Source organism: Halomicrobium sp. HArcel3, from assembly GCF_058933135.1.
The window spans coordinates 205,207-228,287 of sequence record NZ_JBZYDN010000004.1 but is presented as its reverse complement, the minus strand read 5'-3'; the positions used below and the strand labels follow the sequence as shown (position 1 = coordinate 228,287).

The 23,081-nt window shown below is 66.1% G+C and carries 36 protein-coding genes and 1 tRNA gene; 10 read left to right on the top strand and 27 right to left on the bottom strand.

All coding sequences use genetic code 11. The features are described 5' to 3' along the window. The first annotated feature begins 201 nt into the window (after window positions 1-201). The gene (locus AC5FRV_RS12885) at window positions 202-774 is read left to right on the top strand and encodes a DUF7344 domain-containing protein (protein ID WP_493561493.1); all 573 of its coding nucleotides are present in this window, start codon (window positions 202-204) and stop codon (window positions 772-774) included. A gap of 176 nt (window positions 775-950) precedes the next feature. Here AC5FRV_RS12885 and secY read toward each other — a convergent pair whose 3' ends face one another. Genes secY through AC5FRV_RS12760 form a run of 25 tightly spaced genes read right to left on the bottom strand, consistent with a single transcriptional unit; the run spans window position 951 to window position 15,155 of the window. Further along, entirely contained in the window at window positions 951-2,438 is a 1,488-nt protein-coding gene (gene secY / locus AC5FRV_RS12880; protein WP_493561492.1) for a preprotein translocase subunit SecY, read from the bottom strand. A gap of 1 nt (window position 2,439) precedes the next feature. After that, window positions 2,440-2,937: an uL15m family ribosomal protein gene (locus tag AC5FRV_RS12875; RefSeq protein WP_493561491.1), complete on the bottom strand. Its 498-nt coding sequence runs from the start codon at window positions 2,935-2,937 to the stop codon at window positions 2,440-2,442. After that, the gene (rpmD, locus tag AC5FRV_RS12870; protein ID WP_493561490.1) at window positions 2,937-3,401 is read right to left on the bottom strand and encodes a 50S ribosomal protein L30; all 465 of its coding nucleotides are present in this window, start codon (window positions 3,399-3,401) and stop codon (window positions 2,937-2,939) included. Before rpmD ends, AC5FRV_RS12875 begins: the two co-directional genes overlap by 1 nt. Then, window positions 3,401-4,033: a 30S ribosomal protein S5 gene (locus tag AC5FRV_RS12865; RefSeq protein ID WP_089815174.1), complete on the bottom strand. Its 633-nt coding sequence runs from the start codon at window positions 4,031-4,033 to the stop codon at window positions 3,401-3,403. The genes rpmD and AC5FRV_RS12865 overlap by 1 nt, the downstream gene beginning before the upstream one ends. Further along, window positions 4,030-4,590 carry a 50S ribosomal protein L18 gene (locus tag AC5FRV_RS12860; protein WP_089815172.1) on the bottom strand — a complete coding sequence of 187 codons (561 nt, stop codon included), beginning with the start codon at window positions 4,588-4,590 and terminating at the stop codon, window positions 4,030-4,032. Before AC5FRV_RS12860 ends, AC5FRV_RS12865 begins: the two co-directional genes overlap by 4 nt. After that, window positions 4,590-5,039 (bottom strand): 50S ribosomal protein L19e, encoded by a 450-nt coding sequence (locus tag AC5FRV_RS12855; RefSeq protein WP_493561489.1) that lies wholly within the window; start codon window positions 5,037-5,039, stop codon window positions 4,590-4,592. The genes AC5FRV_RS12860 and AC5FRV_RS12855 overlap by 1 nt, the downstream gene beginning before the upstream one ends. Further along, window positions 5,039-5,794: a 50S ribosomal protein L32e gene (locus AC5FRV_RS12850; protein WP_493561488.1), complete on the bottom strand. Its 756-nt coding sequence runs from the start codon at window positions 5,792-5,794 to the stop codon at window positions 5,039-5,041. Before AC5FRV_RS12850 ends, AC5FRV_RS12855 begins: the two co-directional genes overlap by 1 nt. Beyond that, entirely contained in the window at window positions 5,794-6,330 is a 537-nt protein-coding gene (locus tag AC5FRV_RS12845) for a 50S ribosomal protein L6 (protein WP_493561487.1), read from the bottom strand. The genes AC5FRV_RS12850 and AC5FRV_RS12845 overlap by 1 nt, the downstream gene beginning before the upstream one ends. Window positions 6,331-6,332: 2 nt before the next feature. Continuing rightward, window positions 6,333-6,725: a 30S ribosomal protein S8 gene (locus AC5FRV_RS12840; RefSeq protein ID WP_493561486.1), complete on the bottom strand. Its 393-nt coding sequence runs from the start codon at window positions 6,723-6,725 to the stop codon at window positions 6,333-6,335. A 2-nt stretch (window positions 6,726-6,727) separates the two neighbouring features. Then, a complete protein-coding gene (locus AC5FRV_RS12835; RefSeq protein ID WP_089815162.1) occupies window positions 6,728-6,922 on the bottom strand; it encodes a 30S ribosomal protein S14 in 195 nt (64 codons plus the stop codon). Next, window positions 6,919-7,452: a 50S ribosomal protein L5 gene (locus AC5FRV_RS12830; RefSeq protein ID WP_493561485.1), complete on the bottom strand. Its 534-nt coding sequence runs from the start codon at window positions 7,450-7,452 to the stop codon at window positions 6,919-6,921. Before AC5FRV_RS12830 ends, AC5FRV_RS12835 begins: the two co-directional genes overlap by 4 nt. Continuing rightward, on the bottom strand, window positions 7,449-8,156 hold the full coding sequence (locus tag AC5FRV_RS12825) for a 30S ribosomal protein S4e (protein WP_493561484.1): 708 nt from the start codon (window positions 8,154-8,156) through the stop codon (window positions 7,449-7,451). The genes AC5FRV_RS12830 and AC5FRV_RS12825 overlap by 4 nt, the downstream gene beginning before the upstream one ends. Further along, complete coding sequence (gene rplX / locus AC5FRV_RS12820; protein WP_493561483.1) at window positions 8,153-8,515, bottom strand: 50S ribosomal protein L24; 363 nt, start codon at window positions 8,513-8,515, stop codon at window positions 8,153-8,155. Before rplX ends, AC5FRV_RS12825 begins: the two co-directional genes overlap by 4 nt. Further along, on the bottom strand, window positions 8,512-8,910 hold the full coding sequence (locus tag AC5FRV_RS12815; protein ID WP_089815154.1) for a 50S ribosomal protein L14: 399 nt from the start codon (window positions 8,908-8,910) through the stop codon (window positions 8,512-8,514). Before AC5FRV_RS12815 ends, rplX begins: the two co-directional genes overlap by 4 nt. Then, window positions 8,910-9,248, bottom strand: coding sequence for a 30S ribosomal protein S17 (locus tag AC5FRV_RS12810; protein WP_493561482.1), 339 nt, complete (start codon window positions 9,246-9,248; stop codon window positions 8,910-8,912). The genes AC5FRV_RS12815 and AC5FRV_RS12810 overlap by 1 nt, the downstream gene beginning before the upstream one ends. Continuing rightward, on the bottom strand, window positions 9,239-9,526 hold the full coding sequence (locus tag AC5FRV_RS12805) for a ribonuclease P protein component 1 (protein WP_493561481.1): 288 nt from the start codon (window positions 9,524-9,526) through the stop codon (window positions 9,239-9,241). The genes AC5FRV_RS12810 and AC5FRV_RS12805 overlap by 10 nt, the downstream gene beginning before the upstream one ends. Next, window positions 9,526-9,756: a 50S ribosomal protein L29 gene (rpmC, locus tag AC5FRV_RS12800; protein ID WP_493561480.1), complete on the bottom strand. Its 231-nt coding sequence runs from the start codon at window positions 9,754-9,756 to the stop codon at window positions 9,526-9,528. The genes AC5FRV_RS12805 and rpmC overlap by 1 nt, the downstream gene beginning before the upstream one ends. Continuing rightward, window positions 9,753-10,673 (bottom strand): 30S ribosomal protein S3, encoded by a 921-nt coding sequence (locus AC5FRV_RS12795; protein ID WP_493561479.1) that lies wholly within the window; start codon window positions 10,671-10,673, stop codon window positions 9,753-9,755. Before AC5FRV_RS12795 ends, rpmC begins: the two co-directional genes overlap by 4 nt. Continuing rightward, window positions 10,673-11,140 (bottom strand): 50S ribosomal protein L22, encoded by a 468-nt coding sequence (locus tag AC5FRV_RS12790; RefSeq protein WP_493561478.1) that lies wholly within the window; start codon window positions 11,138-11,140, stop codon window positions 10,673-10,675. The genes AC5FRV_RS12795 and AC5FRV_RS12790 overlap by 1 nt, the downstream gene beginning before the upstream one ends. A 3-nt stretch (window positions 11,141-11,143) precedes the next feature. Next, window positions 11,144-11,566, bottom strand: coding sequence for a 30S ribosomal protein S19 (locus AC5FRV_RS12785; RefSeq protein ID WP_493561477.1), 423 nt, complete (start codon window positions 11,564-11,566; stop codon window positions 11,144-11,146). After that, complete coding sequence (locus AC5FRV_RS12780) at window positions 11,563-12,285, bottom strand: 50S ribosomal protein L2 (protein WP_493561476.1); 723 nt, start codon at window positions 12,283-12,285, stop codon at window positions 11,563-11,565. The genes AC5FRV_RS12785 and AC5FRV_RS12780 overlap by 4 nt, the downstream gene beginning before the upstream one ends. A gap of 2 nt (window positions 12,286-12,287) precedes the next feature. Further along, window positions 12,288-12,545, bottom strand: a complete 258-nt coding sequence (locus tag AC5FRV_RS12775; protein WP_493561475.1) for a 50S ribosomal protein L23 — start codon at window positions 12,543-12,545, stop codon at window positions 12,288-12,290. Further along, complete coding sequence (rpl4p, locus tag AC5FRV_RS12770; RefSeq protein ID WP_493561474.1) at window positions 12,542-13,285, bottom strand: 50S ribosomal protein L4; 744 nt, start codon at window positions 13,283-13,285, stop codon at window positions 12,542-12,544. Before rpl4p ends, AC5FRV_RS12775 begins: the two co-directional genes overlap by 4 nt. A 3-nt stretch (window positions 13,286-13,288) precedes the next feature. Then, on the bottom strand, window positions 13,289-14,305 hold the full coding sequence (rpl3p, locus tag AC5FRV_RS12765) for a 50S ribosomal protein L3 (RefSeq protein ID WP_493561473.1): 1,017 nt from the start codon (window positions 14,303-14,305) through the stop codon (window positions 13,289-13,291). A gap of 7 nt (window positions 14,306-14,312) precedes the next feature. After that, a complete protein-coding gene (locus AC5FRV_RS12760; protein WP_493561472.1) occupies window positions 14,313-15,155 on the bottom strand; it encodes a putative RNA uridine N3 methyltransferase in 843 nt (280 codons plus the stop codon). Between the two features lie 287 nt (window positions 15,156-15,442). Between AC5FRV_RS12760 and AC5FRV_RS12755 the strand changes: the two genes are divergently transcribed. The 7 genes from AC5FRV_RS12755 to AC5FRV_RS12725 all read left to right on the top strand — a co-directional run bounded on the left by AC5FRV_RS12755 (window position 15,443) and on the right by AC5FRV_RS12725 (window position 20,445). Then, a tRNA-Gly gene (locus AC5FRV_RS12755) sits at window positions 15,443-15,513 on the top strand. Between the two features lie 585 nt (window positions 15,514-16,098). Next, window positions 16,099-17,250 (top strand): ABC transporter substrate-binding protein, encoded by a 1,152-nt coding sequence (locus AC5FRV_RS12750; protein ID WP_493561616.1) that lies wholly within the window; start codon window positions 16,099-16,101, stop codon window positions 17,248-17,250. Window positions 17,251-17,312: 62 nt separating this feature from the next. Continuing rightward, window positions 17,313-17,639 (top strand): MTH1187 family thiamine-binding protein, encoded by a 327-nt coding sequence (locus tag AC5FRV_RS12745; RefSeq protein WP_493561471.1) that lies wholly within the window; start codon window positions 17,313-17,315, stop codon window positions 17,637-17,639. A gap of 75 nt (window positions 17,640-17,714) precedes the next feature. Next, window positions 17,715-17,939, top strand: a complete 225-nt coding sequence (locus tag AC5FRV_RS12740) for a DUF6199 family natural product biosynthesis protein (RefSeq protein ID WP_493561470.1) — start codon at window positions 17,715-17,717, stop codon at window positions 17,937-17,939. A 98-nt stretch (window positions 17,940-18,037) separates the two neighbouring features. Beyond that, entirely contained in the window at window positions 18,038-18,970 is a 933-nt protein-coding gene (gene mch / locus AC5FRV_RS12735) for a methenyltetrahydromethanopterin cyclohydrolase (RefSeq protein ID WP_493561469.1), read from the top strand. Between the two features lie 24 nt (window positions 18,971-18,994). Then, on the top strand, window positions 18,995-19,483 hold the full coding sequence (locus tag AC5FRV_RS12730; protein WP_493561468.1) for a double winged helix-containing putative transcriptional regulator: 489 nt from the start codon (window positions 18,995-18,997) through the stop codon (window positions 19,481-19,483). A 284-nt stretch (window positions 19,484-19,767) separates the two neighbouring features. Next, complete coding sequence (locus tag AC5FRV_RS12725) at window positions 19,768-20,445, top strand: HAD family hydrolase (RefSeq protein ID WP_493561467.1); 678 nt, start codon at window positions 19,768-19,770, stop codon at window positions 20,443-20,445. Here the strand turns inward: AC5FRV_RS12725 and AC5FRV_RS12720 are convergent. Together AC5FRV_RS12720 and AC5FRV_RS12715 are read right to left on the bottom strand one after the other, a co-directional pair. Continuing rightward, window positions 20,397-20,825 (bottom strand): hypothetical protein, encoded by a 429-nt coding sequence (locus AC5FRV_RS12720; RefSeq protein ID WP_493561466.1) that lies wholly within the window; start codon window positions 20,823-20,825, stop codon window positions 20,397-20,399. The two genes, AC5FRV_RS12725 and AC5FRV_RS12720, sit on opposite strands and share 49 nt — an antisense overlap. After that, window positions 20,813-21,799 carry an NAD-dependent epimerase/dehydratase family protein gene (locus AC5FRV_RS12715; RefSeq protein WP_493561465.1) on the bottom strand — a complete coding sequence of 329 codons (987 nt, stop codon included), beginning with the start codon at window positions 21,797-21,799 and terminating at the stop codon, window positions 20,813-20,815. Before AC5FRV_RS12715 ends, AC5FRV_RS12720 begins: the two co-directional genes overlap by 13 nt. Before the next feature lie 61 nt (window positions 21,800-21,860). On the opposite strand from AC5FRV_RS12715, the gene AC5FRV_RS12710 reads away from it, so the two are divergent. Continuing rightward, entirely contained in the window at window positions 21,861-22,529 is a 669-nt protein-coding gene (locus AC5FRV_RS12710) for a helix-turn-helix domain-containing protein (RefSeq protein ID WP_493561464.1), read from the top strand. 104 nt (window positions 22,530-22,633) lie between these two features. Beyond that, window positions 22,634-23,029, top strand: coding sequence for a hypothetical protein (locus AC5FRV_RS12705; protein ID WP_493561463.1), 396 nt, complete (start codon window positions 22,634-22,636; stop codon window positions 23,027-23,029). Window positions 23,030-23,081: the final 52 nt, after the last annotated feature.

Below are 23,081 nucleotides of genomic sequence, written 5' to 3'. Positions count from 1 at the left end.
GATGCGGTTCGCGTCGTGCAGTTTCCGGATCTAAGAAACCCCGTCGCCCGAAGTAGCACGCCCTTTGCAGGATTACGTATCAGACTATATATGATATTAAGTTGAATTGTCAGCAACCTATATACACCACGCGCGATGTGAGAGAAAGCATGGGAGTGTCACGTGTCAGTACCCAGATAGTGGAGAGTGGAGTGACGAACCATGGCGTCGAATGAACCGCCCGAACAGTGTCGTTCGAGCGACGACCTGTACGCCGTTCTGAGCAACATCCGGCGGCGGTACGTCCTGTACTACGCAAAACGGGTGGACGTACCGATTCTACTCGACGAGCTGGTCGAACAGATAGCGACGTGGGAGAGCCCGCGGGGCGCCGACAACGTCACGCAGAGCCACCGGAAGTCCGTCCACAACGCCTTGCGACAGACGCACCTCCCGAAACTCCAGGCCGCCGGGCTGATCGATCACGACACCGAGGCGAACGTCGTCACTCCGACCGATGAAGCGGACCGAATCAGGCTCTATCCGTCCGCCGAAACGTCCGTCTGGGGCCACGGTTACAGCCTGCTGAGCGTCGCCATCGTCGTCTTCGTCGGTCTCGACCATCTCGGAACGGTTCTCCTCACACCGCCAACGGGGACTCCGTGGGTCGAGGGGCTGTTGCTCGCGTGCGTCCTCCTGACTGTCGGCTACAACTACGACCGACTCCGACGGTGCCGCCGGTGCCAGCGCTGCGGACCCGACGTCATCGTCGAAGAGGAGCGGCGCGGTGACTGACGGCGACGACCGCGAAACGCCTTCGCAGCGAGCATCCCGATGGAAGGTCAGTACCGAGCCGCGTTCCCACGGTCAGTGACCCGACCGATAGCTGGCATCGGAACCGAGTCGCACCGCTCACCGTCGCGCGTCGACCGAAAAATGAGTCGTTACCGGAACGGGAGTCGAAGGGGGCGTTACCCGAACATCCGGCGCATCGCCGGGTGCATCTCCATGAGCTGCTCCTCGGCGATCTCCTCGTACAGCTTGTACGTGATGGAGACCGTCAGCAGCAGGCCCGTGCCGGAGACGCCACCGATGGTGCCGAGCATGTTCGCCATGACGGCGAGCAGGCCGACCAGCGCACCGCCGATGACCGTCACCTGCGGGATGTAGCGTTCGAGCACCTTCTCGATGACGCCGACGTTCTGGCGGAACCCGGGGATCTGCATCCCGGAGTTGTGGATCTGCTGGGCCGTCGCCTCCGGGCCCATGTCGGTCGTCTCGACCCAGAAGACGGCGAAGACGGCACCGCCGATCACCATGAAGGTGAGGTCGATGCCGATGCGGATGAGGATCTGCCAGATCTCCTGGCTCGCACCGGCCCACCACATCCACTGTTCGGGCGACTGTATCGGCGCCATGTAGTAGAACAGCCCGCCCGTCGGCTGGGTCGGGTTGCCGGCCCGCGTCGCGTACGTCCCCAGCCACGGCGGGAGTCCGCCCAGCTGAGAGTACAGGATCCGACCCAGGAACTGGATGTTGGCCTGAAGCGCCCGGACGAGGATCATCGGCAGGACGCTCGCGTAGATGAGCTTTACGGGGAAGCGACCACGCGCTCCCTTGACCCGCGCGTTCGACAGCGGGATCTCGACGCGGACGGACTCCGCGTAGACGACCACGACGAAGATGAGCACCGTCGTGATCAGCGGGAGGATCATCCCGCCCTCGTTGCTGAAGACGAACTGGAGCCCGTCAGCGGCCAGGATCGGCCCGGTGGGGATATCGCCGAGGATGATCCCGATCCACGTGGCGAAAAAGCCCCGCTGCTGACCGCCGATAGCCGGGAAGGTAAAGAGCCCGCCGATCAGTCGCTGGCTCACGCCGGCGATGATGAACAGGCCGATACCGCTCCCGACGCCCCACTTGGAGATGACCTCGTCCATGAACAGGATGAGGACGCCGCCGACGAAGATCTGGGCGAAGATGAGCCACTGGACGACGCCGACGCCGAGCTGTGCGCCGAACAGATTGACGCTCTGTGCCGGCAGGAAGTTCCCTGCGAACACCATCGGCAACCCGGTCAGGCAGATCATCACGAGCACCAGCAGCTTCTGGAGCCCCTGGTAGAGGATCTGGTCGCGTGGGTTGTTCTGCGTGTCCAGTCCGAGCAGGTCGGCACCGCCGAGCAGTTGCAGGACGATGCTCGCCGTGACGATGGGACCGATCCCGAGTTGCATGATCGACCCCTGGTTCGCGCCGAGGATCGAACTGAACTGACCGTAGATCGACCCCTGGTTGGGGTCGAAGTTCAGCCCGAACAGCAGGATGTTCGAGAGGTAAAAGTACAGTACCAGCACTCCGCCCGTCCACATGAGCTTCCGCTTGAAGGGAACGTGTCCCTCCGGTCGGCGGACTGCCGGCATGCGGACGAGGACCGGTTCGGCGGTGTCCTTCCAGCTCATTTTATGCTTCGTCTTCGTCCGAATCGTTTGCGTCTTCCGGTTCGGCCTGGCGCTCCTCGCCGAACTCGGTCAGTTCGGCGGCACCGCCGGCTTCTTCGACCTTCTCGCGAGCGGCCTCGGAGAAGTCGTCGGCGGTCAGGACCAGTTCGTTGCGGACCTGGCCGCCGCCGAGCACCTTCACGACGTCGGCCGTGTCGGCGTCGTCGACGACGTCGCGGGCGTCGATGTGGAACGCGCCGCCCTCGACCTCTGCGAGCCCGTCGGCCGCCAGCAGCGTGGCGTCCTCGTCCAGTTCACGGACGTCGATTTCGACGACCTCTTCCTGGACCTTCTGGGGTCGCTTGAAGCCGCTCTTTCCGAGTGGCTCGTGGTTGTGGAACTCGTGCTTGTCGCGCCCGGCGTTTCCGCGACCACCGCGGTGGCCGGCGCCACGTCGGTTCTTGTGCGTGCCGCCGCTGTGGGTTCGCGAGCCGCGCTGTCGTCGTTTCTTGCTCGTCATTATCGCATCGCCTCCAGGAGTGCGTCGATCTGCTCGGTGTCGTGCTTGCCGAGCTGGCCACCTTCCTTGGTGGGGTGCTTGACGCCGTCGTGGCCGCCACGGGGCGGGTGCAGACGGAGCGTCGGCGAGAGACCCTGCTCGCGGAGCGTGGTCTCCTCGTCGACGAGCGCCTCGGCGAGCGCTTCGATATCCGAGTAGTCGGTGTTCTCGTCGATCCAGGCGTCGTCGACGTCGGCGTCACCCTCGAGGGGCTCGCCGCGCTTGGCGATCAGTTGCGCGACCGTCTCGACGCTCGGTTCGCCGAACGCGACGTAGTCGTTTACCTTCGTGACCATGCCGCGGTAGGTGTCCTCCTCGGGCACGAACGTGCAGTGGTTCACGTTGTGGATGTTGAGCATCCCCAGCGTGTCGTGGACGTCGCCGTCCATGTTCACGTCACCGCGGAGCTGAACGAGCGCTTGCATCACTCGATCACCTCGCGCTTCTCGAAGGTTCGCTCCGGCACGCGCGCCTCGGCCGTGTTGCGCAGGGCGTTGAACGTCGCCTTCGCGAAGTTCACCGTCGTGCGCGTGTTGCCGCTGGAGCGCGTCCAGATGTCTTCGATGCCGGCGAGTTCGAGCACGTGGCGGACGGTCTCCCCGCCTGCCAGGCCCAGTCCGCGCGGTGCGGGCTGGAGCTCGACCTCGACGCTGCCGGCCTTGCCGGTGGTGCGCAGCGCGACCGTGTGCGGTCGGCCGCAGCCACACTCCCAGGACCCGCAGCCCCGGGAGACGTCGATGAGATTGAGCTTGCCGATCTCGATGGCTTTCTGGATCGCACCGCCGACCTGGTCGTCCCGCCCCTCGGCGTAGCCGACGAGGCCGTCGCGGTTACCGACCGCGACGACGCAGCGGAACTTGACCCGGCGACCCGAGTCCGTCATGCGCTGGACCATGTTGATGTCCAGCACTTCGTCCTCGAGGTCGGGGACGAGTTGGTCGACGATCTCCGGTTCCTTGAGCGGGAGGCCCGAGTTGAGGGCCTCCTGCATCGTCTCTATCTCCCCGTCGACGACCTTCTTGCCCAGTCGCGTGCGGGGTTCCCATCCGTTACTCATAGTTCATCTGCCTCCAGTAGTGTCTCCCGGGTCTCCGTGAAGTGGTCCGGGAGGTCCGTGGCGTCGAAGTCCCCGCTGTACAGCGGTTCGTCGAGGGATTCGGCGTACTCGGCGATGTGGTCGCCGCGCGTCCGTTCCCACTCGGCGAGCACGTCGTCGTTGTGGGGAATCTCGACGCCTGCGTCGATTGCGCCTTCCTGTACCGCGAACACCTTGCTGCCCGGCGTCGGGCTGTTGAGACCGATGTCGAGGACCGCCTCCTCGACGCCGTTCTCGACGGCCCGGAGGCCGGCGAGCAGACCGGTGAGGTAGGCCGCCGGCAGATTGCCGGTCGGGGCCTCCCAGCCGTACTCTCGCAGGTCGTTCGACGCTGCTGCCGCGTGTGTTCGGTCACCGTCGGGCCCGGTGGTCACCAGCTGCGCCCTGACCTGGTTGTTGCTCTTGCGAGCAACGAGTCGTGGCTTGCCTGATTTCAACAGGCGCAACCGCTGATGGTAGTCCGTTCGGGCCTCGCGGCGACGCCGCATCGGCACCTTGTATCGTGGTCCTGTCGCCATTATTGTTCACCGTAGTTGTTGTCGATGTACCGCTGGAGGTCGGCGACCGAGTCGAATTCGCCGCCGCCCGCCTTGTCGTACAGCTCGCGGTACTGGGAACTCGACAGGTCGCCCTCGTCGCGGAGTTCGCGCAGTGTCTCGCGCTGTGCGCGGATGCGGGAACTCCAGTCCTCTTTGGGGTCCTGTCGCGCGCCGGCCTTGCCCTTCCGGGACCCAGCGCCCTGCTGGTGACCGTACGCCTGCTTCGCCTTGCGTTCTCGCGCGCGACCGCGCGAGTTACCCTGTGCGTCCTTCGCCTGGATGGCGCCCTCGTCGATCATCTCGCGAACGTCCTCGCGAGTGATGGCGTCGGCCAGGTCCTCCTGGCGCTCGGGGTCGAACCAGACGCGGTTCTTCCCGACGTCGAGCACTTCCGACGCGAGTCGCTTCTGTGCGGAGAGATCCGTCATCACTCACTCACCTCCACTTCGACGTAGGTGGGATTGAGCACGCGGATGCCCTCGTCTTCCGCGACCTCCTCGATGCGCTCGCGCTTGCGAGCGCCGACCTTGGAGGCGATGCGGACGGCGTGGGTGTCCCCGTCGACGCCGTCGAGGTCGTCCACGTTGTGGACGTGGACTTCCTCGAAGCCGGAGGGGTGCTTGCCGCGGACGGCCGTCGGCGTGCGGTAGCCCGCCTCGACTTTGTCGCCCTTGCCCTTGACGCCGCGGCGCTGCTTCGAAAGCTGGCCGCGCGGTCGTCGCCAGGCAGTGGGGACGCGCTTTTTCTTGTGGTAGTCCTGCTGGTTGAACTGCGGCTTGCCGACGCGTCGGCGCTGGGTCAGCAGTTCGGACTCCTTCTCGGAGAGGTCGGGCGTCTTGTCGACGAGTCCGCGAGGCTGGAGTTCCGTCTCCACGTCCTCCTCGGCCTCCTCGACTTCCTCGGCGCCTTCCTCTTCGACTTCGGCCTCGGTCTCCGTGTCCACTTCGAGGCCACCGACGTCGGCCTTGATACGGGCGGCGAGCGCGTTGCCCACGCCCTCGGCTTCGGCCAGTTCGGACTGGTCGGCCGCGCGAACGTCTTCGACCGTCTCGAAGCCGGCGTCGCGCAGCGCGTCCGCCTTGGACCCGCCGACGCCGCTGATGTCGGTGAGTTCCTGCGGTTCGTCGGAGTCGTTCTGGACTTCCTCTTCGACGTCGTTGTTTGCTTCCTCGTCTTCTGCCATCAGGCGTCACCTCTACTCGGTTTCGTCGTGATGTAGACGCCGTCCTGGAACACACGGACGTCCTTGTCGTTGACGCGCGTGAGCTGTTCGATGTCGGCGGCGGTCTGGCCCACGGCCTCGATGTCCGGGCCGGAGAGGGTCAGTTCCTCGCCGTCGACGGAGACGTCGGTGTCGCCGTGGATGGGGGCGCGCCGCGGTGCCCGCTCGCCGAGGAAGTTCTCGATGACGACCTCGCCGTCTTCCACGTCGACCTGCATCGGGAAGTGAGAGTAGAAGAGCTCCATCTCGTACTCCCAGCCCTCGGTGACGCCGTGGTACATGTTCTCGACGTGACTCTCGAACGTGCCGAGCGTCGACATCGTCTTCGCGTCGTCCTCGTCGGACTCGATGACCACGGCCCCGTCGTCGACGGAGACCGTGATGTCGGGGTACCAGAGGCGCCGCGTTACGCTACCGTTCGGACCGGAGACCGTCAGCTCGAGGTGGTCGACCTCGGCGTCGACGTCCTCCGGGGTTTCGAGTTCTATTCGTGGCATTGTCAGTATACGTAGGCGATGACCTGGCCACCGATGCCCTCCTCGCGGGCGTCGTAGTGGCTCATGATGCCGTGGCTGGTCGTGACGACGAGCGTCCCGTAGTCACGGGCGGGGAGGAATCGCTTCTCCCACTTCTCGTAGCCGTCCGCGCCCACGCTGTAGCGGGGCTTGACCGAGCCGCATTCGTTGATGGCACCTTTCAGTTCGACCTCGAACTTGCCGGCTTTGCCGTCGTCGACGAACTGGAAGCCGTCGATGTACCCGCGGTCGTAGAAGACCTCGAGTACGCTGCCGATCGTGTTCGAAGCGGGCTGTAGCGTCTGGTCCAGGTGGCCGACGCTCTCGGCGTTGTCGACGGCCGAAAGCGCGCTGGCGAGTGGATCGTTTCCTGTCATGGTTAGCTGTACTTCTTGAAGCCCATACCCCGGGAGATCTCCCGGAAGCACTGGCGACATAGCCAGATGTTGTACTTGCCGACGAGCCCCTGCTCGCGGCCACAGCGCTGGCACTCCTCGAGCTGTCCCGTGGGGACGGACTCCTCGGTGGCCTCGTCGTCGGCCGCCTGGTCTTGTTCTGTTTCGCTCTCGCTCATTCGCTCACCTCCACGTCGTAGGTCGACTCGACGAACGCCACTGCGTCCTCGGCGTCGAGTCGGTGGTTCGACGGGATCGAACGCGACGCCTTGTCCCGCTTGGCGACGCGGTAGCCGGGGCGGACGAGGTTGACCGTCACGTCCATCCCGTAGATCCCGATGCTCGGGTCGTACTCCTGGCTCGGGAAGTCGGTGTGCTCCTCGACGCCGAAGCTGAAGTTGCCGGTGTCGTCGAACTGCGTGGCCGACAGGCTCACGTTCTCGAGCGCCTTGTCCAGGAACTCGTGTGCGTCGTCGGCTCGCAGCGTGACCTTCGTCCCGATCGGGTCACCCTCGCGGATGTTGAACTCCGCGACGGTCCCGCGGGCGACGGTCCGAACCGGCTCCTGCCCGGCGACTTCCGCCAGGATCTCCTCGGCGTTCGCGAGCTCGCGACCGCCCTGGCCGACGCCCATGTGGACGACGACCTTCTCGACGCTGGGTTCCCGCATCTCGTGGAACTCACCGCCGGTCTCGCTCTCGGAGCTCATTCGTCGTCACCTCCGGTGAAGTTCTCGTCGATGACGACGACGTACTCTTCGACCGTCTCGAAGCCGTCTCCGTCCTCTTGCTCGACGATCACGTTGTTCGAGGAGCTACCAGGGGTGACCTGGATCTCGTCGACGGTGCCGATCTCGCCGGCGTGTGCGCCGTCGACGGCGGTGACGAGCGCGCCCTCCTCGTAGGTGAAGTGGGCGACGACCTCGCCGTCCTCGTTGCCGACGACCAGCGAGTCGTTCGGGGTGTACTCGTCGTCGTCTTCGACCAGCAGCGTCTCGCCGTCGTGGAGCGTCAACTGGACGTCCCCGCCGGAGACGTACTGCTTGCCGACGATCTTGCCGAGTTTCGAGTCCGCGGCGTCGGGGTCGATGGCCGTCAGTGCCAGGCGACCGCCCTCGCCGGGGAAGACGCGGTAGTACTCGTCGCGTTCCGTGAACGCGAGGATGTCGAACATCCCGACGGGGCGTTCCTCGTCGGAGACGGCCTTCCCGTTGATCTCGACGCTGTCCTCGTTGAGCGCGTAGCGCGCTTCCTTGCGGCTGTCGGCGTAGCCGAGCACGTCCCGCAGGACGATGAGCAGGGGAACCCCTGCCTCGCCGTGGGGGCCGGCGTCGGCCTTGACGGTGAACGTCTCCGTCTTTCGCTCGACTGGCCAGCTCTTGGGTACCGAGAGTCGTTTCTGGTGTTTCGTCATGCGCTATCCTCCTCCGATTCGAGGCGCGCCTCGCGACGGTCGTCGTCGAGGTCGAGGCTGATGACGCGGAGGTTGCTCGCGTCGACCGGACGCGGCACTTCCTCGCCGTCCGCGGCCTCGACCGTGACGCCCTCCACGTGGATGGTGGCGTCGTCCAGGTTCACGGCCGCGACTTCGCCGTCTTCGCCGGCGTAGTCGCCGCGCATGACCTCGACGGTGTCGCCCGCGTTGACGCGGACGTTTCGCTGTCCGTACTCCTCGCGGAGGTCGTCGGACAGCGTCGCCCGCACCTGCTTTTGCTTCTCGTGCAGCGGGGCGCGCCGTTGGTTCGTTCGCTGTTTGCTCGGTTGTCGAGTCATACTATCATCGTCGCGGTGGACGCGACGCTACCGAACCGCTCGGCGACCTCGCGGGCGATCGGGCCCTTGATCTCGGTCCCCTGCGGTTCCTCGTTTTCGTTGATGATGACGGCGGCGTTGTCCTCGAACTTCACGCGGGTCCCGTCCGGTCGGCGGATGGGCTTTCGCTGTCGGACGATGACTGCCTCGAGGACCTGCCGGCGCATTTCCGGCGTCCCCTTCGTCACCGAGACCGTGATCTTGTCGCCAAGGCCCGCCTTCGGGTGGCGGTTCTTCGTCCCGGAGTAGCCCGAGACGCTGATGACCTTGAGCTCTCGCGCGCCCGTGTTGTCGGCGCACGTGATCAGCGAGCCCTTCTCCAGGCCCTGCGTGACGTCGGCTTTCAGCGCCTCCATCACTCTTCACCTCCCGAGTCGGCAGAAGCCACGCTGACTACCACGTGGCTCTTCGTCTTCGAGAGTGGTCGACACTCTGCAATCGTGACCGCGTCGCCGACCGCGAGGTCGAGACAGTCGGGTGCGTGTGCCGGGATGCGGCTCCGCCGCTTCATCTGGCGGTCGTATTTCGGCACCTTGACGTCGTACTCGCGCTCGACGACGACGGTCTTCTCCATATCTGTGGACGCGACGTCCGCCTCGATGGTCTGTCCTCGCACGGAGAGGTCTCCGTGGAAGGGACAGTCTGCATCGGAGCAGGTCTCGTCCGGTTCTGCTACGTTCAGTCCTATCGCCATTGTGAATCACCTGTCGTTTCCGTGCGTCGAGCGGGTCGGGCGACGAGCTTCGACCCCTCCACCCGGGTGCGGTCACCCGACGGGAGGTCGAAGGTAAACGTCGCGCCGTCCTTCGGCACGTGCCACACCCGGTCTGCTCCCTCGATGCCGAGAGTCCGCGTCGTCTCGGTGACGACCCGGCCCTCGATGCCGATTGCGTCCGGGTTGGACGCGGCGACGACCTCGACGTCGAGGCCGACGAGTTCGTGACGCGGGAGCGTCTCGGGCGTGAGGGGCATCAGGCTGCCTCCTCAGCGGCTTCGTCTTCGAAGTCGCCTTCCTCGTTCTGGATCGTCTTGATCCGCGCGATCGCTTTCTTCAGCTCCTTGATGCGGCCGGGGTTCTCCGGCGCACCGCCCGCCGCCTTCACGGCGCGGGTGTTGAGCAGTTCCGTCTCGAGGTCGTCGAGCTCCGCCTCGCGTTCGGCGGGCGTCATGTCGCGGACCTCCTCGACGTGGATGACCGTCATTCGTCGTCACCCTCGTCGTCGGCGTCCGCGTCGTCCTCGGCTTCCATCTCTTCCATGAGCTCGGCCGCCTCTTCGGCGGTCTCCTCGTCGAGGTCGTCTTCGACGGCGTCCTCGGCGTCCGCGGATTCGGCCTCGGTGGCCTCCTCGTCCGCCTCGGGCTCGTCGACGACTTCCTCGACCTCCTCGAACTCTTCGTCTGCCTCGGCGTCGTCCGCGTCGGCCTCGTCGGCCTCGGCTTCGTCTTCGTCCTCCTCGGGCTCGCCCTCGAGGAGCTCCTCGACGGACTCGCCGTCCGTGTCGGCGACGTAGTCCTCGACTTCGGCGTCCTCGTAGACCTCGAAGTCGTCGGGGAGTTCGGCGTTCGGCGGGATGATCTTCACCTGGACACCGATGGTGCCCAGCTTCATCACCGCGGTGCCGACGGCGGCGTCGACGATGGTCTCGGCGGGTTCACCGTTGTGCTTGATGTAGCCACGGTTGAACTTCTCCACGCGTGAGCGTGCGCCCGTGACCTTCCCGGAGAGGACGATCTCGGCGCCGAGTGCGCCGGACTCCATGATCCGGTCGATCGTCGTGTGACCGGCCTTGCGGAAGTACCAGCCGCGCTCGAGCGCGTTGGCCAGGCGGTCCGCGACGATGGCTGCGTTGAGGTCCGGCTCGTCGACCTCCTGGACGTCGATCTGCGGGTCGTCCAGGTTGAATCGCTCTTCGAGCGTGGTCGTGATCTTCCGGATGTTCTTCCCGCCCTTGCCGATGACCATCCCTGGCTTCTCGGCCTTGAGCACGATCTGAGTACCCATCGGCGTCTTGGCGACGTCCATGCCGCCGTAGCCGGCGCGACCCAGTTCGTCCTGGAAGAACTCGTCGATCTGCGTCCGCTGGAGCCCGTCCTCGATGAACTGCTGTTCGTCCGCCATTATTCCTCACCCTCCGGTTCTTCCAGGATGAGTTCGACGTCGACCTGCATCGTGTTCCAGGCCGAGGCTCGTCCCATCGCACGGGGCTTGCGGCCCGGGGACTCGCCGACCTTGTGGGCGGCGACGTGCATGATCTCCATCGTGGAGCCGTCGAGACCCTGGTGGTCGGCGTTGCCGATGGCGTTCTCGAGGAGGTCCTGGAAGGCCTTGCTGGCCTTCTCGGGGAAGCGACCGGCGTCCCAGCCCTCGATATCCTTCCGGTGGCCGACGCCCGAGTTGTGGGACTTGAAGGGGACGGACCGCTCGCCCTCGATGACCGCGTCGAGGTACGAGACGGCGTCCTCGGCCTTCATGCCCTTGATCTCGCGGGCGATGGCCTTGCTGTGCTTGTGGCTCATCTGACGCTCCCGGAGCATCGCTTTCGCCGTCGTGTCCGGGTCCGCGTCGACTGAGTAGCTGATTCCCATGATTTACTTGAGCGGTACGAACTTCGAGGACCGTGTCGCCCCGATACCGGCCTGTCCGTGTTCGACGGACGTGCGGGTGAGCTGGAACTCACCGAGGTAGTGGCCGATCATCTCCGGTTCGACGCTGACGCGCTCGAAGCTCTGCCCGTTGTGGACGGCGAACGTGAGGTCCACGAACTCCGGGACCACCGGCATGTCGCGCAGGTGGGTCCGGATCGGGTTGTTCGCCGTCTCTTCGGACTCTGCGTCGCGGGCCTTCTCGAGGAGCTTGTGTTTCTCCTCGCTCAGGCCGCGTTCGATACTTCGCCGCTGTCGTGCGGGGAGCAGTTCCGCGACCTCGTCCAGCGACAGGTCCTGCAACTCCTCGAGCGTGTGACCACGGTAGGAGAACTCCCCCTCGTGGCCGATTTGATACTCTGAACTCATTCGTCACCACCTCGTCCGGTCCGCTTCGAGGAGATGTCCCCGACCTTGCGGCCCGGCGGTGCGTTTCGCGAGATGGACTTGGGCTTGCCCGGGTGCTGGCGGCCGCCGCCACCGAAGGGGTGGTCGACGGCGTTCATCGCGACACCGCGGACGTTGGGCCACTTCGTCCCTCGCGCCTTCATCTTGTGGTGCTTGTTGCCGGCCTTGACGAACGGCTTCTCCGTCCGTCCACCGCCGGCGACGACACCGATAGTGGCTCGACACTGCGGGTCGAGCCGCTTGACCTCCCCGGAGGGGAGCTTGACGACCGCGACGTTGCGGTCGTGGGTCATCAGCTGCGCGCTGACGCCGGAGGCCCGGGCGAATCGACCGCCGTCGCCCTGGTTGGCCTCGACGTTGCACACCGGGACCCCTTCCGGGATCTCGGCGAGTGGCAGCGTGTTACCCGGTTCGATCTCGGCGGAGACGCCAACCTGAAGGTTGTCGCCCACGCCCACGCCCTCGGGTGCGAGGACGAGGCGCTGGTCGCCGTCCTCGAACTCGACGGCCGCGAGCGGCGCCGAGCGTGCCGGGTCGTGTTCGATGTCGACGACCGTCCCGTTGACGACGTCGCCGTCTTCGACGTTCCGGTGCGACAGGTCCGCCTTGTAGCGGTGCGAGGGGGCCCGGAACGTGGGCGTCCCGCGACCGCGGCGTTGTCCCTGAATGCGTCGTCCCATGGTTAGAACACCCCGATCCTGGAGGCGACTTCCTGGGCGTCGTCGTCGTCGGAGAGTCGGACGACCGCCTTCTTCTCGCCGTCCATCGTGTTCTGCGTGGTGATTCCCTCGACCGAGACGTCGTACTGGTCCTCGATGGCCTCGGAGATCTCGGGTTTCGCGGCATCGGAGTCGACGATGAACTGGAGCTTGTTCTGGAAGTCCATGTCGTTCATCGCCTTCTCCGTGACGTGGGGATGCTTGAGGATATCCCACGTCATCGCTCTGCCACCTCCGAGAGCGCGCTCTGGGTCCAGACGGTGAGTCGGCCCGGGAGTGCGCCCGGTGCGAGGTCTTCCGTGTTGACCTCGCGGGCGGTCGTCACATCCGCACCGGCGAGGTTGCGCGCCGCCTTCGACGGCTCCTCGCTGGTGACGAACAGGATGGAGCTGGGTCGGCGGTACTTGCGTCCGCGCGACTTGCCCTGTCCGGCCTTGATCTTCGTCTCGTCCGCGCGCTCGATGTCGGAATCGACGCCGAGCGCTTCGAGAACGTCGACGACCTCCTGGGTCTTCTCGAGGTCCTCGAAGTCGTCGGAGACGACGAGCGGCAGGTCGAGACCGTCGTCGAACTGGTGACCGCGGTCGGCCACGAGTTCGGCGTCGGCCGTCGCGGCGATGGCCGAGCGGGTCGCGAGCTGGCGCTCCTTCGTGTTGAGGTCGAGCGACTGGTCCTTCTCCGCTTTCGGCGGGTGTGCGCGGCGGCCCGACACTGCCTGGGGGACGCGTCGCGCCTGCCCGTTCTCGCGAGGGACGTGGGCCATGCCACGGCCGCTGCCGTGGGACTCGGCCGGGGTCCGGAGACCCGCGTACTCGTCGCTCCCGTAGTCCTGTTTCCGGTTTGCCTGGGCTGCGCGAACGGCGCGGCCGATGAGGTCCGGTCGTACCGTGGTCTCGAAGACCTCGGGTACGTCCACATCGTCCACGTCGTCGCCGTCCAGGTCGTAGATAGTTGCCTGCATAGATTATCCCTGGTTCGATGCGGTGGAGACGAAGCGCACCTCGGGGTCGAGGCGCGGCTGGTCGTTCGGACGCACCGCCGGTCGGAAGCGCACGACGCGCTGGTCCGGGCCGGGCACCGAGCCCTTGACGAGCGTGTACGGCCCGTCGACCTCGCCGTAGTTGACGAAGCCGCCGTCGACGGAGGCGTCGTCGCCCTCGCCGATGTCGATGATGCGCTTGTTGAGTTCGGTGCGCTGGTGGTAGCCGGTCTGGCCCTGCTGGGGGACCGTCGAGCGGACCCGCGAGGGGTTCCACGGGCCGAGGTTGCCGATACGTCGGCGCCAGCCCTGGCGGGCGTGCTTGCCCTTCCGCTTCTGGACGCCCCATCGCTTGACGGGGCCCTGGGTCCCTTTGCCCTTGGTGACGGCCGCGATGTCGGTGTACTCACCGGCGCGGAAGACGTCGTTCATCGAGTGGTCGCCGCCGTCGGCGAGCAGGTCGAGGGCGTGGTCGAGGCGGTCCTCGACCGATCCACCGCCGACGCGAGTCTCCATCACGTCGGGCTTCTTCTTGGGCACGTTGACCAGTTCGTCGGGGACAGTGTGCGTGATGACGCGCACGTCTCCGAGGTTACCGGCTTCCAGTGCGTCTCTGATCTGTTCCTCTGCGGCGTCAGCGTCGTTGTTCTCGGGAACGTCCAGAGCGCGATCGAGTTCCGAGTGGAACTCGTCGGCCCAGACTTCCGTGAGCGGACGCTGGCCGTACGGCGTGTCTTCGTAGGCTCGGACTGCGACTGCACGCACAGGCGGCGTCTCGACGACCGTCACCGGGACGGTCTCCTCCATCCCTTCGCGGGCGGAGTTGGGTTCGTCGTTGACGAGCGTGACGTGTGTCATGCCCGCCTTGTAGCCGGCGAACCCCTGGACGCCTGGCTGGCCGTCGTCGTCGGGCCAGCTGTTGAAGCGCGGCGTTTCGCTTTCCGCGCGCTTGCGTGGGCCGAAGCCCAGCGAGCCTTTTCGTGGTCTGCTTGGTTGTGGCATCGGATTCTCACTCCGTGAGGGTCAGCGGGGCGAGGGAGGCGAACATCGCTTCTTCGGTTCGCACGACCTCGCTCCCCTGGTTTGGAACCGTATTCAGCCAGAGGTCGAACCCTGTGTCGTCGTCCGCGTGGTCTCCGCAGACGTCGTCCGGGTCCAATCCGAGTATGGGGGGCAACCCGCGCTCGGGTGCCCCGAAGGCGACTGTCAGGTCGCCGTCGGCCTCACGCTGCTCGACCAGATCGCCGAGCCGTGTGACGGTCAGGCGCTCACCGTACCGCGAAGCGGCGATAGTGAGCCCTGCGTCGTCACGCGCGAGCGCCGTAGAGAGGTCCGAAGCGTCGACGACGTACCCCGGTGGGGCTACGTCGACGAGTTTCGCCCGGACTGGCCGTCGCGAAGAGACCCTGACGGTGACGCGCTCCCCCTCGCCCACGTCCATACCGTCTGGAACGGGGAGGGAGGCTGGGTGTTGCAGTCCGCAATTGACCCGAACGCGCCCATCAGCTCCGACCTCGGTCACGATTCCCTGTCTTAACGACCCCGAACCCTCAGATCCGGAGCCGGTCTGTGAACGGACGCGGAGCGGCGGCAGGACGCCGACGTACTCCAGTTCGCCCCGCTTGCCCCAGGCCTCCTTTCGGAGGTAGGGGGGCGTCGCGGCGTACCGCAGGACGGTACGAACGAACCCGTCTTCCCACTTCCCGGCCCCGTCAGGGTCCGGGAAGACCGTTAGCCGATCGACGTCGAATATCGTGGCCGCGCGGGCCACGTATCCGATTTTGCGAGTCGCCTCGCGTCTGTCCTCGGCTTCCCGTACGAGGGAAGACGGCACGAGTACGCTGGTCGTCATGCCGTGACGCTTCCACGTCACGCCACTAGACTGTAGCGATAACACATCTTGCCTACCTTAAAAAGAGCCCGCTTCGCGCACGCGTTGAGAACCGTTCACACGGCTCTAGATGGCCAGTATTCGGGAAATTCTCCGTTCGGTTCGCGTCCAGAGCGGGACAGTCTGGACAAGAAGCTGTCGGCGATGGAGAACCTGTGATCCAGTGTCCCGGGGAGCCTTGCCACGGTTTAGGCCTCAATTCGCAACCCTTTTATCCCTCTCCCCCGCCACAATTGAATGCAGACAGGGCGACGGTAGTGTAGTGGTATCACGTGACCTTGCCATGGTCACAACAGGGGTTCAAATCCCCTCCGTCGCACTTCTTCCGAACGCTACTTCGTGAGCGACCAGCTTGCTGTGTCGCTCACTCGCGTGAGGAGAAGTCGAAGAGAGGGATTTGAACCCTGGCAGTCGCAGCGGCCAAACGTAGTGAGGCCGACCGTCTGCCTCCGGTTCAAATCCCCTCCGTCGCACTTCTCTCACGAACAAACTCGCCGAGCACCGCGTAGCGTGTGCTCGGCTACCGTGAGCGAGTGTGTGCAGAAGATGGATTTGAACCCTGCAAGTCGCAGCCCGCGCAGCCGAACGGAGTGAGGCGAGCAGGACCGTCTTGCTCCGGTTCAAATCCCCTCCGTCGCACTTCTTCCGAACGCTACTTCGTGAGCGACCAGCTTGCTGTGTCGCTCACTCCGCGTGTACACGAAGCTGCGAGGTACGTCCCAGAAAGAGATGACTGATTTGCGTGAACGGCCTACGGACGGGTGAGAGAATGGAATCCCCGCCAGGACGTCGGGTGACCCGGCGGCGATTCGTTCAGATAGCGGGCCTGGGAGCGACGGCTGCGCTCGCTGGATGCGTCGACGAGGTGAACGAACTGGTCGCCGGCTCGACCCGGCCGCTCGAAGTGCTCCACGGGTGGGCCGAAGGCGACGGTGCGGTCGCAGTCCGCGCACTCGTCGACGCCTTCGAGGAGACGGCCCCGAACGTCGAGACGGAGTTCACGGCCATCGAAGGAGGCGGGAACGAGAACCTCAACACCGTCGTCGACTACCGCCTCTACGACGACGATCCCCCGAGCGCGTTCGCGAACTGGCCCGGGAAGAACCTCCAGCGGTACGAGGGAGCGCTGGGGTCGATCGACGACGTCTGGGCCGAGAACGACTTCGCGTCCGTCCACGTCGAGGAGGCCGTCGACCTGCACCGCCAGGACGGGTCGTTCCGCGCGGTGCCGGTGGGCTCGCACCGGCTCAACAACCTGTTCTACAACGTCGAGGTCCTGGAGGAAGCCGGGGTAAAACCCGAAGGGATCGCCAGTCTGGACGCGCTCTTCGACGCGATGGACGCCGTCGCCGCCGAAACCGACGCGGTGCCGATGACCCACGCGATGGCGGCCCCGTGGCCGACGACGCAGCTCTGGGTCGCCGTCTTCCTCGGACAGGAGGGCTACGAGCCCTACGTGGACTTCGTCGAGGGAAGACGGCCCGAGGCGGCGGTCCGAGCGAGCTTCGAGACGACCGCCAGGATTCTGGAAGCGTACGTCACGTACGACGCGGAGTCGCTGGACCTGCCCGCCTCGAACCAGAACGTCGTCGACGGCGACGCCGCGTTCATCCACCAGGGGAACTGGACCGCCGGCGCCTTCGCCAACGCCACTGACTTCGAGTACGGGGACGACTGGGGTGCCAACGCCTTCCCGGGGACGGAGAACATGTACACGCTCCACTTCGACTCGTTCCTCTATCCGGGAACCAACCCGACGCCGGAGCGTGCGAAACGCTGGCTGGCGTTCGTCGGCAGCGAGACCGCACAGGTGGCTTTCAACCAGCACAAGGGCTCGATTCCGACCCGGACTGACGTCGACGTGAGCGAGTTCGACCCGTATCTCCAGGCGGTCGCCGAGGACTTCGAGAACGCCGAGTATCGGCCGCCGACGCTGCAACACGGCCTCGCGCTGGCCCCTGAGAAGGTGACGGCGCTCAACCGCATCGTCGCCAACACGTTCATGGGACCCTACGACGTCGAGGCGGCGACGGCCGGTTTTCTGAACGTCGTCTGAACAGCGGGCTGAAGAAAGCACAGTCCCCCGACGATTATGGTCACGGGCCCGTAGCGTCAGCTATGACCTGTATCGGATTCCTCTCCGTCGCACCGGTCGTCGAAGGGAGCATGGCCGAGTACGTCGCCGACGCCGTCGACGCCCTGGAAGACTTCGACGTCTCCTACGAGACGACGCCGATGGGCACCATCGTCGAAGCCGACGACAGCCGGGAGCTGTTCGACGCGGCTCACGCCGCCCACGAGGCGGTCGACGCCGACCGGGTCGAGACGTTCCTGAAAATCGACGACAAGCGGACGGTCGACCAGTCGGCCGCGGAGAAGGTCGACGCCGTAGAGGACGTGCTCGGCCGTGCGGCGCGGTCCGAGCGGGCGGGTCCGGGCGAGTGACCAGAAAGGAAGTAGCGCGCGACAGAGCGCCAGGCGACCGAAAGTGACGTATTGCAGGGTCGACGAACGGTCGTCATGCCAACTACGGTCGAACTCGTCGCCGGAATCCTCGGCATCGTCGTGGGCGTGGCGTGGGCCATCTGGCCGACGCGGATGCGGGATCTGCAGGCGAAGTACCTCTACTTTGGGATGGCCGAGACGAACGACGAGCAATCGACGACCGAGGTCCTGATCGGTCGGATAACCGGTGTGGCTCTGGCGCTGCTCGGTCTAGTTCTCGTTCTCGGTCTCGTTCCCTGACGGCGAGTCTCGGACGACTCGGTCCCTGAGATCCCGATGCAGCGACGGGCGCCGACCACAACAATCAGCCTAAAAGGGAGGCCGGCCGAATCACCGGTATGGAGAGTCTCAACCGGATGGCGACCGAGCTCGTCGACGAGGCGATCGACTTCGCCGACGAACTCACGATCGGCGTCCACCAGCAGGAGGGGGACGCCGCCGTCCTCGACTTCGGCGTCGAGGTCCCCGGCGCAGTCGAGGCCGGGCTACTGCTCGCCGAGATCCAGACCAGCGGCCTCGCGACCGTCCAGACGGCGATGGACGAGGTCGCCGGCGCGCCGCTGACCCACGTCGAACTGTCGACCGACCACCCCGCCCTGGGGCTGCTGTGCTCGCAGAAGGGGGGCTGGGAGCTCAGCGTCGACGACTTCGAGGGGCTCGGGAGCGGTCCCGCCCGCGCGCTCGTCGCCGAGGAAGAGGAGTTCAACCGCGTCGGCTACCACGACGCCTCGGACTTCGCCGTCCTCGTCGTCGAGAGCGAGGAACTTCCCGACGAGGACGTCGCCGCCCACGTCGCCGAACGAACCGGCGTGCCCGAACCGGCGGTCTTCCTCCCGACCTTCTCGACCGCCAGCGTCACCGGCAGCGTCGTCGCAGCGGCGCGCGCCGCCGAACTGGCCACCTTCCGCCTCTCTGAACTGGGCTACGACCCCATCGAAATCCTTTCCGTGACGGGCAAGGCACCGGTCGCCCCCGTCGCGGGCGACGAGGAGGCCGCCATCGCCCGAACGACCGACGCGCTGTCCTACGGCGCCCAGGTCCACATCACCGTCGAGGAGGAGTTCGACCGCTTCGAGGAGGTCGTCTCCACCGCGGCCGAGGAGTACGGCACGCCGTTCGGCGAGACGTTCGACGACGCCGACTGGGACTTCTCGGAGGTCCCCGTCGACGTGTTCGCGCCCGCCCAGGTCACCGTCGACGTCGTCGGCGGCGACACCTACGTCTTCGGCGACACGCACGAGGACGTCCTGGCCGAGAGCTTCGAACTCTGAAGCGGAGGTCGGAGGATCACCGCCATGCGTTACAAGATCGTTCCCGAACCCAGATCCGTCGAGTTTCTGCGAGACGTGCAGGCCGCGCTCCCGCTCGTCCCCGGCACCGTCGAGGACTGCTGTAGCCGTATTCGGGACCGAACCGGCCTTCCGTCGCGCGACGTCGCCCGCGAGTACCTGACCTTCGCCCAGGCGCTCGGATTTGCCGCGGAGGGTGACCGCGGATTTCACCGGACGCGGGAGGACCCCTCTGAGGACGAATTGGCCCAGCGGTTTCTGGAGCACGTCTTCGGCGCTCGGGAGGTGGTCGAGTCTGTGGACGAGGGCCCCAAATCCACCGAAGAAGCCTTCGACGAGATTCGAGACCTGGTTCCCCGGTGGGAACGCGACCGGCACACGAACTGGGAGGCCGAGTGGCTCGACCGCACCGAACGCCTCCTGGAGTGGGCCGTCGAATTTGGGCTGGTGGAGCGTTCCGAGGAGGGGTATCGGCAGTCAACCACGGCGCTCTGACGGAAACCAACGACAGCAAGAAAGCCCCCGGGCGGTCACGGCGCGGAGCGCCGTTTCCTCGGGAGAGCAAAGCTCTCCCGGCGCTCGTGGGCTGCGACCGCACCTGCGCGCGCCTTCGGCGTGCTTGGTGGGTCTCGCTCCACGAGCGACCGGCCCCTTTCAGTCCCGCCCGGTGATAGTTCAGGCGGGGCTTTCTTGCTGTTCCCGGAACCAGTCTTTGCGGTTCTCACGCAACTCGAAACTCCTCCAGATCATTGAAGCTCAATCAGACAACACTCTCACACATGAGCGAACCAGTCGAGGCGCTCATCTTCGACGTCGACGGCACGATTTGCGAGTACTGCCGGCCGGGGTCGGAGGTACTCACGCTCGCGTTCGAGGACGTCGGCGTCGACCCCGTCTTCACGGCGGAGGACTACTACGCCGTCTTCGACGATTACGTCGAGGACAGCGAGGACGTCGTCGAGAACCGGGAGCGCTGTTTCGCCGCCCTGGCAGAGGAGGCGGGGTACGACCCCGAGATCGGTCGGGCCGTGGCGGAGGCCTACGCAGCAGAACGCGACCAGACGAACGTTCAGTTCCTCCCCGGTGCGCGCGAGGCGCTCGAAACGCTCCGGGCGCGATACACCGTCGCGGCGGTGACCAACGGCGGGCCGGAGATGCAACGAGCGAAGATGGAGGGGCTGGGCATCCACGACCACTTCGAGACTGCCGTGTACGCCGGGTACGGTGTGGCCGCGAAGCCCCATCCGGAGCCGTTCGAGGTCGCACTCGACGCCGTCGGGGTCGGCCCCGAACGAGCGATCAAGATCGGGAACTCGCTGAAAAACGACGTCAGAGGTGCCCACAACGCCGGCCTGCGGTCGGTCTGGATCGACCGGGAGGGAGTAACGAATCCGGACCCCGAACCCCACTACCGCATCGAGGGGATGGACGAGTTGCTGGACGAGCCCTGGGCGTGACGTGCCAGTGCGAGCGCGATGAGCGCGCCGATACCGTCCGCCAGCGCGACCCAGGCAGCCGTCCACCGGAACGGGGTACGCCACCAGCCGGCCGGAATCGCGCCGACGTGGTCGGGGGTCGACAGTAGGTAGTGGAACGCGACGCCGAAGAGAAACGACGCGAGCAAGACCGCTGCGAGAGCGAGGCCGCCAGCGACGGGTCGGCCCCGCCAGAACAGCGCCGCGCCAGCGACCGGACCGACGGTGACGACGAGAACGACGAACGCCGTTTGACCGGGCGTCAGCGGGACGGGGACGCCGCCGTGGGCAACACCGTGAGCGATGTTCGCGACATAGTGGAGTGTGAGTACGCCGGCCAAGATACCCCTCAACCGGTCCATTCGACACCCCCGTCCCTCTCGCGAACGACACCGTCCGCTCGCCACCGGTCGACCACCCGTGCGAGCCCGGACTCGTACGTGGCGTGCTCGGGCTCCCAGTCGAACGCCGCCCGGAACCGGTCGTTGGTCGTCGGCATCGAGTTCGTCACCAGCTCCACCGTGTCCGGACCGGCGAGGAAACGCGCCAGCCAGCCCGGAATCCGTCTCGGCGTCGGCGCCTCCAGGTATCTGGCGAAGGTCCGGAGGAACTGCGCGAAGGTCACGGGTTCGTCGTCGACGACGTGATACAGGCCCATCGCGTCGCCCTCGACGGCGGCCGCGAACGCTCGCGCAGCGTCGGCGACGTGGACCGTGGAGAGCACCGCGTCCCGGCGACCCAGGAGACCGCCGCCCGGTATCGGCATGCGACGGGCGATCAGCGCCTCGCCCATCTGTCTGGTGTGTGCAGCGTCTGGACCGTAGAACCAGCCGCCACGGAGCGTGAGGACGTCGAAGCCGTGTTCGTCGGCGGCGTCGGCAGCGATCTCCTCACCGTCGAGTGCGGCAGCAGTCGTCCGCACCGGGTGGGGCGTCGAGGCCTCGTCGAACTGCGACCCGTCGGGTTGCCGAGCGACCCAGACGACGCTCTGCTGGACGTACCGGTCGACATCCGCCCGCGCCGCGGCGGCGGTGAGGTGCTCGGTCCCTTCGCGACGGAGACGGTCCGTCGCCTCCCAGTCAGCGGTATCAGGCTTGCGCTTCGTCGGGATGGCTGTCGCCGCGTGGACGACGCCGTCCACCGAGTCGGGCATCGCCTCGCTGACTGACGTCGCGTCGAGGAGGTCGCCACGGACCGGTGTTCCGCCGTTCTCCCGAACCGTCACGTCGCCGGCCTCGTCGCGCGTGAGGCCGACGACGTCGTGTCCGCGGTCGGTCAGTCGCGCGACCAGTCGGTGGCCGAGGACGCCAGTCGCGCCAGCGACGAAGACTCGCATCGTGTGTCTATCGAAGCGTCCACCCCGGGAATGCGTATCGCCGAGCCTGCTCGGTGGGTTTATGAGCGCCCTGGTCGAGCCTACGCGCGTGCGTCACCTCCGCCTGCACCTCGACGTGGCCGGCGTCGACGTTCACCCGCTCGTCTCCCTGTGGACCGGCGGCGACGCCGTCGAGCGGGCCCTGGGCCTCCACTGGAACCTGACGAACGACGCGGTGACCGTGATGGGACTCGTCGAGGGGGACCGCGAGCGCGTCGTGGCCGTCGCCGAGTCGACGCCCGTCGTCGCCGACTACGACGTAGTCCCCGTCGACGACGACCGGTTCTACGTCTACTTCGTCGACGAGGGAACCCCGGTCGCCTGGCAGTTGTTCGAGGCGTTCACCGTCGAAGGCCTGATCGTCATCCCGCCCATCCGCTACGACGAGCGTGGAATCACCCTGGAAGTCGTCGGTGCCGACGCGGACCTCCAGGCGGCGCTCGAGGAGGTCCCCCACGGTATCGGAACCACCGTGGAACGCGTCGGCGGATACGACGGAACGGCACCGGACGACGAAGTGACCGACCGCCAGCGCGCGGCGGTCGAAGCGGCCATCGAGGTCGGCTATTACGACGTCCCGCGAACCGGGAGTCAGGACGACGTGGCCGAGCGACTGGACTGTGCTCCCTCGACGGCGGCCGAACACCTGCAAAAGGCCGAGTCGAAGGTGCTGCGGTCGCTGTTCGGCTGACTCTCGGATCGCGGATAGGCAGCAATTTGGTAATCGGTATCTGGGCGGTTGTCGCCCACACACCATCGAAAGAGAGAACCAATTCGAAGCAGTCACCGACGCCTATGGGGGTACTGGTAACTCTTCACGACGACCGGGAGGACAGGTATCCCGGTTATCTCTCTTCGCGGGCCGCTCTCCGTTCGGACATCGAATTCCCGGATTCGATCGAGCGGTACGAGTTGGGACGCCTTCCGGATGACGGCGACCGAATCGAAAGAGCCGGATTCGACCCGCTTCGGTACTACCGGCTGCTCGGCTACGACATCGACGAACGGCCTGCGGATGAGACTACCCTCAGAGAATCGTTCGTCCTGACCGATGACAGCTGTCGAGAGTGGACGACCGAAGAGACTGGATGGATGTCTGAGGCCTGCCACGAAGCGGGAATAGACGGCCTCGCGAAACTCTGTTACGCCGCCATCGTCCTCGGCTACACGTGTCGAGCAACCCGGTCCTGAAAGGGCGAATGTCGTTCTGATAAAGAGGTCTCCCTCGTCGAAGACTCCTTTC

What these genes read in the sequence shown, in the direction of transcription:
- AC5FRV_RS12725 (WP_493561467.1), top strand. Translation starts at nt 19,768, where the DNA reads ATGAGCGAACCAGTCGAGGCGCTCATCTTCGACGTCGACGGCACGATT.
- rpmD (WP_493561490.1), bottom strand. Translation starts at nt 3,401, where the DNA reads ATGCAAGCGCTCGTTCAGCTCCGCGGTGACGTGAACATGGACGGCGAC.
- AC5FRV_RS12720 (WP_493561466.1), bottom strand. Translation starts at nt 20,825, where the DNA reads ATGGACCGGTTGAGGGGTATCTTGGCCGGCGTACTCACACTCCACTAT.
- AC5FRV_RS12815 (WP_089815154.1), bottom strand. Translation starts at nt 8,910, where the DNA reads ATGGAGGCGCTGAAAGCCGACGTCACGCAGGGCCTGGAGAAGGGCTCG.
- rpmC (WP_493561480.1), bottom strand. Translation starts at nt 9,756, where the DNA reads ATGACGGTCATCCACGTCGAGGAGGTCCGCGACATGACGCCCGCCGAA.
- AC5FRV_RS12885 (WP_493561493.1), top strand. Translation starts at nt 202, where the DNA reads ATGGCGTCGAATGAACCGCCCGAACAGTGTCGTTCGAGCGACGACCTG.
- AC5FRV_RS12805 (WP_493561481.1), bottom strand. Translation starts at nt 9,526, where the DNA reads ATGCCCCTCACGCCCGAGACGCTCCCGCGTCACGAACTCGTCGGCCTC.
- AC5FRV_RS12825 (WP_493561484.1), bottom strand. Translation starts at nt 8,156, where the DNA reads ATGACGAAACACCAGAAACGACTCTCGGTACCCAAGAGCTGGCCAGTC.
- rplX (WP_493561483.1), bottom strand. Translation starts at nt 8,515, where the DNA reads ATGACTCGACAACCGAGCAAACAGCGAACGAACCAACGGCGCGCCCCG.
- AC5FRV_RS12850 (WP_493561488.1), bottom strand. Translation starts at nt 5,794, where the DNA reads ATGGCAGAAGACGAGGAAGCAAACAACGACGTCGAAGAGGAAGTCCAG.
- AC5FRV_RS12845 (WP_493561487.1), bottom strand. Translation starts at nt 6,330, where the DNA reads ATGCCACGAATAGAACTCGAAACCCCGGAGGACGTCGACGCCGAGGTC.
- mch (WP_493561469.1), top strand. Translation starts at nt 18,038, where the DNA reads ATGGAGAGTCTCAACCGGATGGCGACCGAGCTCGTCGACGAGGCGATC.
- AC5FRV_RS12875 (WP_493561491.1), bottom strand. Translation starts at nt 2,937, where the DNA reads ATGACGAGCAAGAAACGACGACAGCGCGGCTCGCGAACCCACAGCGGC.
- AC5FRV_RS12715 (WP_493561465.1), bottom strand. Translation starts at nt 21,799, where the DNA reads ATGCGAGTCTTCGTCGCTGGCGCGACTGGCGTCCTCGGCCACCGACTG.
- AC5FRV_RS12730 (WP_493561468.1), top strand. Translation starts at nt 18,995, where the DNA reads ATGCGTTACAAGATCGTTCCCGAACCCAGATCCGTCGAGTTTCTGCGA.
- AC5FRV_RS12840 (WP_493561486.1), bottom strand. Translation starts at nt 6,725, where the DNA reads ATGACAGGAAACGATCCACTCGCCAGCGCGCTTTCGGCCGTCGACAAC.
- AC5FRV_RS12790 (WP_493561478.1), bottom strand. Translation starts at nt 11,140, where the DNA reads ATGGGAATCAGCTACTCAGTCGACGCGGACCCGGACACGACGGCGAAA.
- AC5FRV_RS12775 (WP_493561475.1), bottom strand. Translation starts at nt 12,545, where the DNA reads ATGACGTGGGATATCCTCAAGCATCCCCACGTCACGGAGAAGGCGATG.
- AC5FRV_RS12855 (WP_493561489.1), bottom strand. Translation starts at nt 5,039, where the DNA reads ATGACGGATCTCTCCGCACAGAAGCGACTCGCGTCGGAAGTGCTCGAC.
- AC5FRV_RS12865 (WP_089815174.1), bottom strand. Translation starts at nt 4,033, where the DNA reads ATGAGTAACGGATGGGAACCCCGCACGCGACTGGGCAAGAAGGTCGTC.
- AC5FRV_RS12830 (WP_493561485.1), bottom strand. Translation starts at nt 7,452, where the DNA reads ATGAGCTCCGAGAGCGAGACCGGCGGTGAGTTCCACGAGATGCGGGAA.
- AC5FRV_RS12745 (WP_493561471.1), top strand. Translation starts at nt 17,313, where the DNA reads ATGACCTGTATCGGATTCCTCTCCGTCGCACCGGTCGTCGAAGGGAGC.
- secY (WP_493561492.1), bottom strand. Translation starts at nt 2,438, where the DNA reads ATGAGCTGGAAGGACACCGCCGAACCGGTCCTCGTCCGCATGCCGGCA.
- AC5FRV_RS12810 (WP_493561482.1), bottom strand. Translation starts at nt 9,248, where the DNA reads ATGGCGATAGGACTGAACGTAGCAGAACCGGACGAGACCTGCTCCGAT.
- AC5FRV_RS12740 (WP_493561470.1), top strand. Translation starts at nt 17,715, where the DNA reads ATGCCAACTACGGTCGAACTCGTCGCCGGAATCCTCGGCATCGTCGTG.
- AC5FRV_RS12785 (WP_493561477.1), bottom strand. Translation starts at nt 11,566, where the DNA reads ATGAGTTCAGAGTATCAAATCGGCCACGAGGGGGAGTTCTCCTACCGT.
- AC5FRV_RS12860 (WP_089815172.1), bottom strand. Translation starts at nt 4,590, where the DNA reads ATGGCGACAGGACCACGATACAAGGTGCCGATGCGGCGTCGCCGCGAG.
- AC5FRV_RS12710 (WP_493561464.1), top strand. Translation starts at nt 21,861, where the DNA reads ATGAGCGCCCTGGTCGAGCCTACGCGCGTGCGTCACCTCCGCCTGCAC.
- AC5FRV_RS12705 (WP_493561463.1), top strand. Translation starts at nt 22,634, where the DNA reads ATGGGGGTACTGGTAACTCTTCACGACGACCGGGAGGACAGGTATCCC.
- AC5FRV_RS12795 (WP_493561479.1), bottom strand. Translation starts at nt 10,673, where the DNA reads ATGGCGGACGAACAGCAGTTCATCGAGGACGGGCTCCAGCGGACGCAG.
- AC5FRV_RS12760 (WP_493561472.1), bottom strand. Translation starts at nt 15,155, where the DNA reads ATGACGACCAGCGTACTCGTGCCGTCTTCCCTCGTACGGGAAGCCGAG.
- AC5FRV_RS12780 (WP_493561476.1), bottom strand. Translation starts at nt 12,285, where the DNA reads ATGGGACGACGCATTCAGGGACAACGCCGCGGTCGCGGGACGCCCACG.
- rpl3p (WP_493561473.1), bottom strand. Translation starts at nt 14,305, where the DNA reads ATGCCACAACCAAGCAGACCACGAAAAGGCTCGCTGGGCTTCGGCCCA.
- AC5FRV_RS12835 (WP_089815162.1), bottom strand. Translation starts at nt 6,922, where the DNA reads ATGAGCGAGAGCGAAACAGAACAAGACCAGGCGGCCGACGACGAGGCC.
- rpl4p (WP_493561474.1), bottom strand. Translation starts at nt 13,285, where the DNA reads ATGCAGGCAACTATCTACGACCTGGACGGCGACGACGTGGACGATGTG.